Consider the following 13,765-nt stretch of genomic DNA (forward strand, 5'->3'; position numbering starts at 1 on the left):
CCCGACACCGAATGCATACGCCGATCCGAAAGGCAGGGACTGTTGGCGGACGCCTGGACACTCCATCCCGACTACCGGACTCCCCCGGTCCCCACGGAGACGGACGTCCCGCCGGGCCCGTGGCGCCACCCCGACGGCGGCCAGATCATGAACGGCACCTACGAGCGGCCGCTGCCCAAGCGCCAGATGGAGGTGGTGACCGTCTGGTACGGCTACGCGCTGAGCCACTGGCGCGGCCCCCGCATGCCGCGCTTCTCCAGCCCGATGGTGTCGGCCTGGAACCCGGTGCTGGCCCAGGGCATGGCCGTCGATCCCGGCGCGCCCGCGCCCTACCGCGACGAGCTGTGGTGCGACCGGTGGATCGCCGAGGCCCTGCTGTACGGGCGCAAGCCGTACGGCGCGTTCGCGCTGCCGGTGGACGAGGCGATGCGCTGGTTCGCCAAGAGCGGCGGCACGAACCTGGTCTACCAGGCGCGGGCCGAGGGCGACCTGGTGCGCGTGGTGGCGGGCACCTCCGAGCGCTACGGGCAGCTCTTCGACCTCGACGCGCTGATCGCCGACTACCGCGAGGCGCTGCCGGAGGACCTGGCCGACCGGGAGGCGGCGGCGCTGGAGGAGCATCGCGCGCTGTCGCCGGCGCTGTCGTACGTGCTGACCGAGCCGGCCGAGGAGCGCTTCGCGCAGGCGGCGCTGTCGGTGCGCGGGCTGACGCTGGGCTACCCGCCGCGCGAGACGGCGGCCAGGATCGTCGCGAGCGCCGCCGCATGACCGGGCCGGCGATCAAGGGCGTGCTGTTCGACCTGGACGGGACGCTGCTGGACCATCGCGGCGCGGCCGATGCGGCCATCGCCTCCTGGGCGGCCGAGCGTTATCCCGGGCATCCGCGGCTGGCGGAGGTGCCGGCGTTGTGGGCGGCGCTGGAGGAGCCGTACCTGGCGATGTGGCACGCGGGCCGCTGCACCATGGACGAGCAGCGGCGGCTGCGGCTCTCCGCGCTCTGCGCCGAGCTGGACGTGCCCGCCCCCGGCGATCTCGACGCCGCCTACGAGGAGTTCGTCGTCCGCTACCGGCGTTCCTGGCGGGCCTTCCCCGACGCGGCGGACGCGGTGGCGGAGCTCGCCGGGTTCACGCTCGGCGTGCTGACCAACGGCGGGCAGCGCGTGCAGGAGGCGAAGGTCCGCGCGATCGGGCTGGAGGGCAAGGTCGGCCCGGTGCTGACCGGCGAGGTGCTGGCCGGCTGCTTCAAGCCGAAGCCGGAGGCGTACGCGCGGGCCGCGGCGGCTCTGGGGCTGGCGCCGCAGGAGGTGCTGCTGGTGGGCGACGACGTCGTCAAGGACGTGACGGCCCCGGCCGCGACGGGCATGCGCTCGGTCTGGCTCGACCGGCTGAACGCCGGCGGCGGCCCCGAGGGGTTCCCGAGGATCACCTCGCTGGCCGGGCTGGCGCCGCTGCTGCGGTCCTGACCGGGCCGCCACGACAGCTTGACTCATTTGTCAGGACATTCTGACCTGGGTTAAGCTGATCAGCATGACCGCCAACCTGGCCATCGACCTCGACCGGTCAAGCCCCGTGCCGCTGTATTTCCAGGTGGCCGAGCAGATCGCCGAGGCGATCCGGCGTGGCGACCTGCCCCCGGGCTCGCGGCTGGACAACGAGATCCTGCTGGCCGACAAGCTCGGCCTGTCGCGGCCCACCATTCGCCAGGCCATCCAATATCTGGTGGACAAGGGCCTGCTGGTGCGCAAGCGCGGCGTCGGCACGCAGGTGGTGCACGGCCAGGTCAAGCGCTCGGTCGAGCTGACCAGCCTCTACGACGACCTGCGCAGGGCGGGCCAGGAGCCGGCCACGCAGGTGCTGGCGCTGGAGCCGCGCCCGGTGGATGAGGAGATCGCCGCCATCCTGGGCGTGGAGCCGGGCTCGCAGATCCTCTATCTGGAGCGGCTGCGCTTCGCGGCCGGCGAGCCGCTGGCGGTGCTGCACAACTGGCTGCCGCTGGGCCTGGCCCAGCTCACCGCGGCCGATCTGGAGAGCCGCGGCCTGTACGAGCTGCTGCGCGGCGCGGGCGTGCGCATGCGGGTGGCCAACCAGCGCATCGGCGCGCGGGCCGCCGGGCAGGCCGAGGCCAGGCTGCTGCAGGAGCGCAGGGGCGCGCCGCTGCTGACGATGGTCCGCACCACCTACGACGACCAGGGCCGGGCGGTCGAGCACGGCTCGCACGTCTACCGGGCCTCCCACTACTCGCTAGAGGTCACCCTCATCGAGCGCTGAGGCGGCGCGGCGGCGCAGGTAGAGCGTGGTGCACACGCCGATGACGACGGCCGCGCCGAGCCCTGCCCAGGAGAAACCTTTGAGCCACTTCTCGGCGACCAGCCCGAGGTAGTAGACGACCGTGGTGGTGCCGGCCGCCCACACGATGCCGCCGAGCACGTTGGCGACGGCGAAGCGCCAGTACGGCATGCGCAGCGCCCCCGCGAGCGGCCCGGCCAGGATGCGCAGCAGCGCCACGAACCGTCCGAAGAAGACCGCCCACATGCCGAAGCGGGTGAAGTAGTGCTCGGCCTTGCTGATGTGGCGGGGCCCGAAGTGGCGGGGGAAGCGGCGGCCGAGCCGGGCGAACAGGGCGGCGCCGCCTCTGCGGCCGATGGCGTAGCCGGCCGTGTCGCCGACGATGGCGCCGGTGCCCGCGCAGGCCGCCACCCAGGCCGGGTGCACGACGCCCTTGGAGGCCAGGATGGCGGAGCTCACCAGCACGATCTCGCCGGGCAGCGGGATGCCGAGGCTCTCCAGGCCGATGACGAGGGCGACGGTGGCGTACAGCCAGCCGGCGGGGATCGCCTGCAGCCAGTCATCGATGTGCATCTCGAAAACCCTAGCGCCGTCCGGGTGCTGCTCGGACCGTCCGCATGAACCGGAGGTTCCGGGGTGATTACGTTCGTTTCAGTGGGCCCGTAACCCTTGGCAAGGAACCGTCCCGACTTCTATGGTTCAGTGCAATGCCACACATTACTGGGATGGTTCATGACGTCTAAGCAGGTCACGCCGCCGGCCGGTGCCGTGCGTCTCACTCCCGGGGCCGCCTCCGGGGCGGTACGCCCGCTTCCCGGAGTGCGCATCACCGGCGGCCTGCTCCACCACTTCCGGGTCCGCAACAGCACGGCCACGATCCCGCACACCATCGAGCAGCTCCGCGCGGCGGGCAACGTGGCCAACCTGAGCCGGCTTCTGGAGCAGGACCCTCCGCCGTACCGGGGCCGCTACCCCTTCCTGGACACCGACCTCTACAAGACCCTGGAGGGGCTCGCCTACGACCTCGGCGACGGCACCGCGGAGGAAGGGGTGCGCGACTTCTACGAGGAGGTCGTCTGCCTGCTGGAACGCGTGCAGGCCGGCGACGGCTACCTCAACTCGTTCTTCCAGGACCCGGCCGCCGCCAAGAAGCCGTGGGAGGACCTGGCCTGGGGTCATGAGCTGTACACGCTGGGCCACCTCATCCAGGCCGCCGTGGCCGCCAGCCGGCGCATGGGCGACGACCGGCTGCTGCGCGTCGCCCGCCGCTTCGCCGACCTGGTGACCGAGCGCTTCGCCGGCGGCGGTATCGACGGGCACCCCGAGGTGGAGATGGCGCTGGTCGAGCTCTACCGGGAGACCGGCGAGCGCGCCTACCTCGACCTGGCCGCCGCGTTCATCGACCGGCGCGGCTCCGGCCAGCTCACGCACAGCATCTTTCCCGGCGACTACTTCCAGGATCACGTGCCCTTCCGCGAGCTGCCGTCTGTGACCGGTCACGCGGTGCGGATGGCGTACCTGGCGGCCGGCGCCGCGGACGTGCTGCTGGAGACCGGCGACCGCACGCTGGAGAAGGCGCTCACGCGGCTGTGGGACGACATGGTCGCCACCAAGCTCTACATCACCGGCGGGCTCGGCAGCCGCCACTCCGACGAGGCCATCGGCGACCGCTACGAGCTGCCGTCCGAGCGCGCCTACGCCGAGACCTGTGCCGCCATCGCCCTCATGCAGTGGGCCTGGCGCATGTTCCTGGCCACCGGCGGCGCCTCCTACCTCGACGTGTTCGAGCGGGTGCTCTACAACGCCTACGCGGTCGGCCTGTCCGCCGACGGCCGCGCGTTCTTCTACGACAACCCGCTGCAGCGCCGCCCCGACCACGCCCAGCGCAGCGGCGCGGAGGCGGACGGCGAGCCGCTGCGCCGCGCCTGGTTCGGCTGCCCGTGCTGCCCGCCCAACATCGTGCGCTGGATGGCGCAGCTCGCCGACTACGTGGCGGCCGAGCGCGACGGCGCGGTGCTCATCGCCCAGTACGCCACCGCCCGCGTCGAGACGGCCGAGCTGGACCTGGACATGGCGACCGGCTACCCGTGGGACGGCGACGTGCGGCTCACCGTCCGCCGCGCCCCCACCGGCCGGTACGCGCTGGCGCTGCGCGTGCCCGGCTGGGCCCGCGGCGCCACCGCCACCGTCAACGGCGAGACGTGGACCGGCGAGCCGGACGGCGGCTGGCTCACCGTCGAGCGCTTCTGGTCGCCGGGCGACGAGGTGCGGCTCACCCTGCCGATGCCGGTCAGGGCGCACGGCTCACACCCTTACCTGGACGCCACCAGAGGCGCCATCGCGCTGGCCCGCGGCCCGATCGTCTACTGCGTCGAGCAGCACGACAGCCCGCAGGCGGCCGTGGACGACCTGCTGGTCGGCGTACCGGAGGCCCTCGAAGCCGAGATCGGGCGGCGTGACGACCTCGCGCCCGGCGCGGTCGTGCTGAACGTCACCGCGCGCACCGCTCCCCCTCCCCCGCCCGAGCTCTACCCCGAGCTGCCGGCCCCCGACACTGCTCAGCCCGAGACGCAGGTTCCCGTGACCTTCGTCCCCTACTTCCTGTGGGGCAACCGCGGCCCCGCGGCGATGCGGGTCTGGGTCAGGACCCCGAACACGACCAACGGAAAGAAGGCGACATGAGACGACCGGCGGCGCTCGCGAGCGCCACGATGACCGTCGTGCTGGCACTGTCGGCATGCGGCGGCGGAGCGGCCCAGGGCCCCGGCGGCACCGGCGCTACCGGCACGTCCGCCACCCCCGCCACGGGCGGCATCGTGCACGTGCTGGCCAACGCGGACTTCTCCCACCTGGACCCGGCGCGCGGCTTCGACGGCGGTGTCAACAACTTCTACCGGCTCATCTACCGGGGCCTGACCACGTTCGGCGCCGGGCCCGGCGAGGAGGGCACGAAGATCGTCCCCGACCTCGCCACCGACACCGGCACGCCGTCCGACGACGCCAAGACCTGGACCTTCACCCTCAAGGACGACATCTTCTTCGAAGACGGCACCCCCATCACCAGCGAGGCCGTCAAGTTCGGCTTCTCCCGCGCCTTCGACCCCGAGGCCGGCATCGGCTCCCCGTACGGCAGGCTGCTGCTGGACGCCCCCAAGGACTACAAGGGCCCCTACCTGTCCGGCGACCTCGACACCATCGAGACCCCCGACGACAAGACCGTCGTCATCCACCTCAAGAAGCCGTACGCCGACTTCCCCAGCGCGCTGGCGCTGCCCAACTTCACCCCCTTCCCCAAGGGCACCGGCGCGGGCGGCGCCTTCGACAGCAAGCCCATCGCGAGCGGGCCGTACAAGGTGGCCTCCTACCAGCGCAACGTGTCGCTGAAGCTGGAGCGCAACCCGCACTGGAAACCCGAGACCGACACCGTGCGCTCGGCCAGGCCGGACGGCTTCGAGTGGACCTTCGGCCTCGACCCGGCCACCATCGACGAGCGCATGCTCGCCGGTCAGGGCACCGACGCCGACGCGATCGGCCCCAGCATCCAGGCCGCCACCGTCGCCCGCGTGCAGGCGCCGCAGATCAAGGCGCGCACGCTGTCCGGCCTCAACGGCTGCACCACTTATATGGGGCTGAACACCACCAAGAAGTACCTCAAGGACGTCCGCGTCCGGCAGGCCATCAACCACGCCATCGATAAGGACACCATCGTCGCCGCCCTGGGCGGCTCCACGCTGGCCGAGAAGGGCACCTCGATCCAGCCGCCCACCGTCGCCGGGCGCGTCGACTACGACCCCTACCCGTACGACGTGGAGAAGGCCAAGCAGCTCCTGGCCGAGGCCGGCCTGTCCGGCGGCTTCTCGCTCACCCTCGACACCAGGGCGCAGCCGAAGATGGCCGCCGTCTCGGTCGCCGTGCAGGAGTCGCTGAAGAAGATCGGCATCGACGTCAAGATCAACAACATCGACGCGTCCACCTTCTACGAGGTCATCGGCACCCCCGCCAAGCAGAACGACATGGCCGTCACCGGCTGGTGCCCCGACTGGGCGTCCGGCGCGACGTTCCTGCCGCCGCTGTTCGACGGCCGCAACATCACCGCCAAGGGCAACTCCAACATCGCCCAGATCAACGACAAGGCCATCAACGCCAGGATCGACGAGATCGCCGAGATGACCGACGTCAACGAGGCCAACGCCGCCTACGGCGAGCTGGACAAGCAGATCATGGAGCTGGCCCCGGTCGTGCCGCTGGCCTACGAGAAGCTCATCCTCGTCAACGGCGCCAACATCGCCGGCGCCTACCAGCACAACTCCTACTCCGGCGGCGTCGACCTCGTCTCCGTCGGCCTTGCGGACCCGACGAAGTAGATGACGGTCGCAGCGCATCCAGAGCAACAGGTGGCGGGCGGCGCGCCCGCCACCTCGGGCCGGCGCGTCCTGCGCGTGCTGCTGCGCGATCGAGGCGCCGTGCTCAGCGGCGCCTACCTCGCGCTGATCGTGCTGATGGCGATCTGCGCCCCGCTCATCACCGCGATCACCGGCCACGGCCCCAACGACTTCGACACCGCCGCCGTCGACACCGACCTGGGCGGCGTCCCGTACGGCACGCTCGGCGGCATCAGCGCCGAGCACCCGCTGGGCGTCGAACCCCAGAACGGCCGCGACATCCTCGCCCGCATCGCCTACGGCGCCCGCGTCTCCCTCATCATCGCCGCCTCGGCCACCGCCCTGACCACGCTGCTCGGCGTCGTGCTCGGCATGCTGGCCGGGTTCTACCAGGGCTGGGTGGACCAGGTGATCTGCCGGGTCATGGACTTCCTCATGGCCTTCCCCGCGCTGATCTTCATGATCGCCATCCTGTCGGCGCTGCCCCAGGGCAACCGGCCGGTGCTGCTGGTCGTGGTGATCAGCGTGTTCGGCTGGCCGTACCTGGCGCGGGTGGTGCGCGGGCAGACGCTGACGCTGGTCAACCGGGAGTTCGTGGAGGCCGCGCGGGCCTGCGGCGCCTCCACCGGAGCGCTGGTGTTCAAGGAGATCCTGCCCAACCTGCGCAGCTCCCTCATCGTCATGACCACCCTGGCCGTGCCCGGGTACGTCGGCACCGAGGCCGGGCTGTCGTTCCTCGGCGTCGGCGTCACCCCGCCCACCCCGTCGTGGGGCCAGATGATCTCCAGTTCGGTCGGCTGGTACGCCGTCGATCCGATGTACTTCGTCATCCCCGGCGGCTTCCTGTTCCTCACCGTGCTGTCGCTGACCGTGCTCGGCGACCGGATCAGAGCCGCCTACGACGCGGGGGAGGCCGCATGATGGCCCGTTACGTGGCCTGGCCGGCCGGCGTCGTGGTCATCCTGTTCCTGGTGTGCCTGTTCACGTTCGTGCTGTTCTTCACCCTGCAGCCCGACCCGGCCGTGATGATCTGCGGCAAGACCTGCACACCGGAGCGCATCGACCAGATCCGCGGCGTGCTCGGCCTGGACCGGCCGTTCTTCACCCAGTTCTTCGGCTTCCTCGCCGGCATCTTCGCCGGGCGCGACTACGGCGAGGGCGCCAACCTCGTCCACTGTCCCGCGCCCTGCCTCGGCTACAGCTTCCAGACCAATCAGTCCGTCATGGAGATGGTGGTGGAGCGGCTGCCGGTCAGCGCCACCGTCGCCATCGGCGCCGCCGTGCTGTGGCTGCTCGTCGGCATCGCCGCCGGCCTGCTCAGCGCCGTCAAGGAGGGCACCTGGATCGACCGCACCGCGATGGGCCTGGCGCTCGGCGGCTCCAGCATCCCCAACTACGTGCTGGCGCTCGCCCTGCAGTACGTGCTCGTCGTCCAGCTCCAGGTGCTGCCGTTCCCGCAGGCGGTGGCGTTCTCCGACGACCCGCTGACGTGGTTCCAGTCGTACCTGATGCCGTGGATCGTGCTGGCCACCGGCTACGCCTGCCTGTACGCCCGGCTCACCCGCGCCAACGTCATCGACACCCTGGCCGAGAACTTCATGCGCACCGCCAGGAGCAAGGGCCTGCCGCCGCTGCTCACCATGCGCAGGCACGCGCTGCGCCCGGCGCTCACCCCGATCGCCACGATCTTCGGCATGGACTTCGCCGGCCTGCTGGGCGGCGCGCTCATCACCGAGACCGTCTTCGGGCTGAACGGCGTCGGCAAGATGGCCGCCGACTCCATCGCCAAGAACGACCAGCCCGTCATCATGGCGGTCACCCTGCTGGCGGCGTTCTTCGTGGTGGTCGGCAACGTCGTGGTCGACCTCGTCTACACCCGGCTCGACCCGAGAGTGAGGATCACGTCGCCATGAGCGAGCTGCTGGAGGTGGAAGACCTCACCGTCACGTTCCCCACCACGCGCGGCCCCGTGGACGTGGTCAAGAACGTCTCCTTCACCGTCGGCAGGGACGAGACCGTCGGCATCGTCGGCGAGTCGGGCTCCGGCAAGTCGATGACCAGCCTGGCCGTCATGGGCCTGCTGCCCAAGGGCGCCATAACCAGCGGCAGCATCAGGCTCGACGGCACCGAGCTGCTCGGCCGCCCCGAGCGCGAGCTGCGCAGGCTCCGCGGCGACCAGATGTCGATGATCTTCCAGGACCCGCTGTCGTCGCTCAACCCGTACTACACGGTCGGGCTGCAGATCGAGGAGATGTACCGCGCGCACCGGGACCGGTCGAGAAAGGCCGCCAGAAAGGTCGCCATCGAGGCGCTCGCCCAGGTCGGCCTGCCCGACCCCGAGCGGCGCGTCAACCACTACCCGCATCAGTTCTCCGGCGGTCAGCGGCAACGCATCATGATCGCGATGGCGCTGGTGTGCCGGCCCAAGCTGCTCATCGCCGACGAGCCCACGACCGCCCTGGACGTCACCGTGCAGGCGCAGATCCTGCGCCTGCTGGCCGACCTGCGCAGCCAGAGCGGCACCGGCATGGTGTTCATCACCCACGACCTGGCCGTGATCAGCTCGATCGCGACCCGCGTGCTGGTGATGCGCCGCGGCGAGCAGGTCGAGTACGGCACCGCCGAGCAGATCTTCGCCGAGCCCCGCCACGCCTACACCCGCATGCTGCTGGAGAGCATCCCCCGCATCGACGACGAGGTGGCCCCATGACGCTGCTGCGCGCCAAGGACCTCACCAAGAGGTTCGTCACCCGCGGCCCGCTCGGCTCCAAAGCCGAGTTCACCGCCGTGGACCGGGTCAGCTTCGACGTACGGCTCGGCGAGACGCTCGCCGTGGTCGGCGAGTCGGGCAGTGGCAAGTCCACCACCGCCCGCATGATCGCCAAGCTGATGGACCCGACCTCCGGCACCCTGGAGTTCGACGGCGAGGACGTCACCCACGCCAAGGGCGAGGCGCTGACCCGCTTCCGCGGCAACGTCCAGGTCGTCTTCCAGGACCCGTTCTCCTCGCTCAACCCCCGCCACACCGTCGAACGCATCATCAACGCGCCCCTCATCTACCAGGGCCGCACCCCCAAGGGCGGCCGGCGGGCGTACGCCAAGGAACTCATGGAACGCGTCGGGCTCAACCCCGACCACTCGCTGCGCTACCCGGCCCAATTCTCCGGCGGCCAGGCCCAGCGCATCGGCATCGCCCGCGCCCTGGCCGTCAACCCCAAGCTGGTGATCTGCGACGAGGCCGTCTCCGCGCTGGACGTCTCGGTCCAGGCGCAGATCATCGAGCTGCTACGGCGGCTGCAGCGCGAGAGCGGCTTCAGCTACGTGTTCATCGCCCACGACCTGGCCGTGGTGCGCCAGATCGCCCAGCGCGTCGCCGTGATGAGCAAGGGCCGCATCGTCGAGCTCGGCACCACCGAGCAGGTCTTCGGCGATCCCCAGGACGAGTACACGCGCACGCTGCTTGCGGCCATCCCCCGCATCAACCCCGAGTGGGACCGCCGCAGGAGGGAGAACAGTTGATCACCGCCACCTACACCATCCCCGGCATGCGGGTGCGCGACCACGTCGAACGCGTCCCGCTCGACTGGTCCGACCCCGGCGGCCGCACGATCGAGGTCTTCGCCCGCGAGCTGGTGGACCCGGCCCGCGACCGCGAGGAGCTGCCCTGCCTGCTCTTCCTCCAGGGCGGCCCGGGCGGCAAGGCGCCCCGGCCCGTCGGCACGTCCGGCTGGCTCGGGCACGCGCTGCGGACGTACCGGGTCATCCTGCTCGACCAGCGCGGCACCGGCCGCAGCTCCCGCGTCGACGGCCGGCTGATGAGCACGCTCACCGCCGAGCAGGGCGCCGCCTACCTCGCCCACTTCCGCGCCGACTCCATCGTGGCCGACGCCGAGCACCTGCGCACCGCCGTCTTCGGCGGCCGCCGCTGGTCCACGCTCGGCCAGAGCTACGGCGGCTTCCTCACCCTCACCTACCTGTCGCGCGCGCCGCAGGGCCTGAGCGCCTGCTACGTCACCGGCGGCCTGCCCTCGCTCGACCCCGACGCCGCCGAGGTCTACCGCCGCACCTATCCGCGGGTGGCCGCCAAGAACGCCGAGTTCTACCGCCGCTACCCGCACCACGTCGAGACCACCGCCCGCCTGGCCGACCGGCTCGCCGCAGGCGACGTGCTGCTGCCCGACGGCGACGTCCTCACCGTACGGCGGCTGCAGTCGCTCGGCATCGACTTCGGCATGAAACCCGGCTACGAGCGCATGCACTGGCTGCTGGACGAGTCCGACGGGCTGCCCGAGACGTTCCTGCACCAGGTGCTCGCCCGCTCCTCCTACGCCGACAACCCGCTGTTCGCCGCGCTTCAGGAGAGCATCTACGGCTCGGGCCCCGGCGCCACCGCCTGGGCCGCGCAGCGCGAGCGCGAGCGCCACCCGGCCTTCGCCGAGGACGCCAGGCCGCTGCTGTTCACCGGCGAGATGATGTACCCCTGGATGTTCGAGGAGATCCGCGCGCTGCGGCCCTTCCGCGGCGCCGTCGAGCTGCTGGCCGCCCGCGACGACTGGCCGCCCCTCTACGACACCGACCGGCTGGCCGCCAACGAGGTGCCCGTGGCCGCCGCCGTCTACTTCGACGACATGTACGTCGACTCCGGCCTGCAACTGCAGACCGCCGCCCGGGTCGGCAACACCCAGGCTTGGGTCACCAACGAGTACGAGCACGACGGCATCGGCGACGAACGCGTCTTCGCCCGCCTCACCGAGCTCGTCCGCCAGATGGGAGGAGGAATCACCGATGAGTGACCGCAGGCTGCCCCGGCTGTCGGAGATCCCCGCGTTCGCCGAGTACATCGCCCAGGGCTGGGAGTCCCCCGCCCGCACCCCCGACCTGGTGCCGGGGGCCGCGGAGGCGGCCGCCGCCCACCGCGCCCGCCTGGCCGCCGCGCTGCCCGGCCGCACCGTCGTGGTGGCCGCGGGCCGCGCGCCCACCCGCTCCAACGACACCGCCTACGGCTTCCGCGTCGACAGCGACTTCTACTGGCTGACCGGCTGCGCCGCCGAGAACGCGATCGCCGTCGTCCGCGACGGCGACGCCACCCTCTACCTGCCGCCGCCCGCCCGCCCCGGCGAGACCGGCTTCTTCGCCGACGCCGCCTACGGCGAGCTGTGGGTCGGCCCGTCCCCCTCGCTCGCCGAGTGGTCGGCCGCGCTCGGCGTGACGGTGCTGCCGCTGCCCGACTACCCGGGCACCCCCGACGGCGCGCTCACCGCCGACGCCGACGAGCTGCGGCAGGTGCTCGCCGAACTCCGCATGATCAAGGACGAGTGGGAGATCGCCCAGCTCCGCGAGGCCGTGGACCGCACCGTCGAAGGCTTCGCCGCCGTCGCCGCCGAGGTGCCCGCCGCCATCCGCGCCGGCGGCGAACGCTGGCTGCAGGGCACCTTCGACCGCTACGCCCGCACCTACGGCAACGGCCCCGGCTACGCCTCCATCGTCGGCAGCGGCCCGCACGCCCCCACCCTGCACTGGGTGCGCTGCGACGGCCCCGTCCTGCCCGGCGAGCTGCTGCTGCTCGACATGGGCGTCGAGACCCGCTCTCACTACACCGCCGACGTCACCCGCACCATCCCCGCATCCGGCGCCTTCACCCCCGCACAGCGGCAGGTGCACGACCTCGTCGAGCAGGCCCACCGGGCCGGGCTCGCTCAGGTGGGGCCGGGCAAGCCGTTCACCGCCTTCCACCACGCCGCGATGGAGGTCATCGCGCGCGGCCTGCACGACTGGGGCCTGCTGCCCGTCTCCGTGGACGAGGCCCTGTCGGATCAGGGCCAGCACCACCGCCGCTACCTCGTCTGCGGCATCGGCCACCACCTCGGGCTCGACGTGCACGACTGCGCCCAGTCCAGGCCCGAGGCCTACCACGGCGCCGACATGGCGCCCGGCATGGTGCTCACCGTCGAGCCCGGCCTGTACTTCCACGCCCACGACACCACCGTCCCGCCCGAGCTGCGCGGCATCGGCGTCCGCATCGAGGACGACCTGCTGGTGACCGCCGACGGCGCCGAGAACCTGTCGGCCGCGCTGCCCATCACCGCGAGCGGCCTGGAGATCTGGACCAAAGAGAGGACATCATGACCGCCCAGGCGAACGCTCCGGTCTGGCACGGCGTGCACGTCGCCACCGCGCTGCCCTTCCACGACGACCTGACCATCGACTACGACGCCTACGCCGAGCACGTCCGTTTCCTCGCCGACGGCGGCTGCGACGGCGTCTGCCCCAACGGGTCGCTCGGCGAGTACCAGACGCTCACCGCCGACGAGCGGGCCCGCGTCGTCCGCACCGCCGTCGAGGCCGCCCCCGGCGGTTTCCACGTGATGCCGGGCGTGGCCGCGTACGGGGCCGCCGAGTCGCGGCGCTGGGCCGAGCAGGCCGCCGAGGCCGGCGCCTCCTCCGTGCTGCTGCTGCCGCCCAACGCCTACCGCGCCGACCGGCGGGCCGTCGTCGCCCACTACCGCGAGGTCGCCAAGGTGGGGCTGCCGATCGTCGCCTACAACAACCCGTTGGACACCAAGGTCGACCTCACCCCTGAGCTGCTGGCCGAGCTGCACCACGAAGGGCTCATCGTGGCCGTCAAGGAGTTCAGCGGGGACGTGCGCAGGGCGTACGAGCTGGCCGAGCGCGCGCCCGGCCTCGATTTGCTGATCGGCTCCGACGACGTGCTGCTCGAACTGGCCATCGCCGGCGCGGTCGGCTGGATCGCCGGATACCCCAACATGATCCCCCGCGCCACCGTCGAGCTCTACCGGCTCGCGGTCGCCGGGGACGTCGAGAAGGCGCTGCCGATCTACCGCGACCTGCACCCGCTACTGCGGTGGGACTCCAAAACGGAGTTCGTCCAGTCGATCAAGCTGTCGATGGACCTGGCGGGACGCAAGGGCGGGCCCTGCCGCCCGCCCCGCGTCGCCCTCACCACCGAGCAGGAGGCCCAGATCACCAGGCAGACCCGCGAGGTACTCGCCAAGGGCTACCGCTGACGCCTGGCACGGTTCCATACCTGGCGCCGGGCCAGCTGAACCTGCTGGGCGGCGGGGCTACCGTCGAGTTTC

13 protein-coding genes are annotated in these 13,765 nt (G+C 71.6%); 12 read left to right on the forward strand and 1 reads right to left on the reverse strand.

From position 1 onward, the window contains the following. Window positions 1-42: 42 nt before the first annotated feature. The 3 genes from ACFMQL_RS40615 (at window position 43) to ACFMQL_RS40625 (ending at window position 2,268) form a co-directional block, all read left to right on the forward strand. A complete protein-coding gene (locus tag ACFMQL_RS40615) occupies window positions 43-768 on the forward strand; it encodes a hypothetical protein (protein WP_364065292.1) in 726 nt (241 codons plus the stop codon). Beyond that, entirely contained in the window at window positions 765-1,463 is a 699-nt protein-coding gene (locus ACFMQL_RS40620) for an HAD family hydrolase (protein ID WP_364065295.1), read from the forward strand. The genes ACFMQL_RS40615 and ACFMQL_RS40620 overlap by 4 nt, the downstream gene beginning before the upstream one ends. A gap of 64 nt (window positions 1,464-1,527) precedes the next feature. Further along, window positions 1,528-2,268 carry a GntR family transcriptional regulator gene (locus ACFMQL_RS40625; RefSeq protein WP_364065298.1) on the forward strand — a complete coding sequence of 247 codons (741 nt, stop codon included), beginning with the start codon at window positions 1,528-1,530 and terminating at the stop codon, window positions 2,266-2,268. On the opposite strand, the gene ACFMQL_RS40630 is transcribed toward ACFMQL_RS40625, so the two are convergent. Continuing rightward, entirely contained in the window at window positions 2,242-2,859 is a 618-nt protein-coding gene (locus tag ACFMQL_RS40630) for a DedA family protein (protein ID WP_364065301.1), read from the reverse strand. The genes ACFMQL_RS40625 and ACFMQL_RS40630 overlap by 27 nt on opposite strands. A 159-nt stretch (window positions 2,860-3,018) precedes the next feature. Here ACFMQL_RS40630 and ACFMQL_RS40635 point away from each other — a divergent pair, with 159 nt between their 5' ends. Genes ACFMQL_RS40635 through ACFMQL_RS40675 form a run of 9 tightly spaced genes read left to right on the forward strand, consistent with a single transcriptional unit; the run spans window position 3,019 to window position 13,693 of the window. Then, window positions 3,019-4,968, forward strand: a complete 1,950-nt coding sequence (locus ACFMQL_RS40635) for a glycoside hydrolase family 127 protein (protein ID WP_378790057.1) — start codon at window positions 3,019-3,021, stop codon at window positions 4,966-4,968. Next, window positions 4,965-6,650 (forward strand): ABC transporter substrate-binding protein, encoded by a 1,686-nt coding sequence (locus ACFMQL_RS40640; protein WP_364065306.1) that lies wholly within the window; start codon window positions 4,965-4,967, stop codon window positions 6,648-6,650. Before ACFMQL_RS40635 ends, ACFMQL_RS40640 begins: the two co-directional genes overlap by 4 nt. Further along, window positions 6,651-7,589, forward strand: coding sequence for an ABC transporter permease (locus ACFMQL_RS40645; RefSeq protein ID WP_364065308.1), 939 nt, complete (start codon window positions 6,651-6,653; stop codon window positions 7,587-7,589). Then, the gene (locus ACFMQL_RS40650) at window positions 7,586-8,581 is read left to right on the forward strand and encodes an ABC transporter permease (protein ID WP_378790058.1); all 996 of its coding nucleotides are present in this window, start codon (window positions 7,586-7,588) and stop codon (window positions 8,579-8,581) included. The genes ACFMQL_RS40645 and ACFMQL_RS40650 overlap by 4 nt, the downstream gene beginning before the upstream one ends. After that, window positions 8,578-9,378 (forward strand): ABC transporter ATP-binding protein, encoded by an 801-nt coding sequence (locus tag ACFMQL_RS40655; protein ID WP_364065314.1) that lies wholly within the window; start codon window positions 8,578-8,580, stop codon window positions 9,376-9,378. Before ACFMQL_RS40650 ends, ACFMQL_RS40655 begins: the two co-directional genes overlap by 4 nt. Continuing rightward, entirely contained in the window at window positions 9,375-10,187 is an 813-nt protein-coding gene (locus tag ACFMQL_RS40660; protein ID WP_364065317.1) for an ATP-binding cassette domain-containing protein, read from the forward strand. The genes ACFMQL_RS40655 and ACFMQL_RS40660 overlap by 4 nt, the downstream gene beginning before the upstream one ends. After that, complete coding sequence (locus ACFMQL_RS40665) at window positions 10,184-11,461, forward strand: alpha/beta fold hydrolase (RefSeq protein WP_364065320.1); 1,278 nt, start codon at window positions 10,184-10,186, stop codon at window positions 11,459-11,461. Before ACFMQL_RS40660 ends, ACFMQL_RS40665 begins: the two co-directional genes overlap by 4 nt. Next, on the forward strand, window positions 11,454-12,794 hold the full coding sequence (locus ACFMQL_RS40670) for an aminopeptidase P family protein (protein ID WP_364065322.1): 1,341 nt from the start codon (window positions 11,454-11,456) through the stop codon (window positions 12,792-12,794). Before ACFMQL_RS40665 ends, ACFMQL_RS40670 begins: the two co-directional genes overlap by 8 nt. Then, window positions 12,791-13,693 (forward strand): dihydrodipicolinate synthase family protein, encoded by a 903-nt coding sequence (locus ACFMQL_RS40675; RefSeq protein WP_364065324.1) that lies wholly within the window; start codon window positions 12,791-12,793, stop codon window positions 13,691-13,693. Before ACFMQL_RS40670 ends, ACFMQL_RS40675 begins: the two co-directional genes overlap by 4 nt. Window positions 13,694-13,765: the final 72 nt, after the last annotated feature.

It is taken from the genome of Nonomuraea fastidiosa (genome assembly GCF_042751225.1).
GTDB lineage: Bacteria > Actinomycetota > Actinomycetes > Streptosporangiales > Streptosporangiaceae > Nonomuraea > Nonomuraea fastidiosa.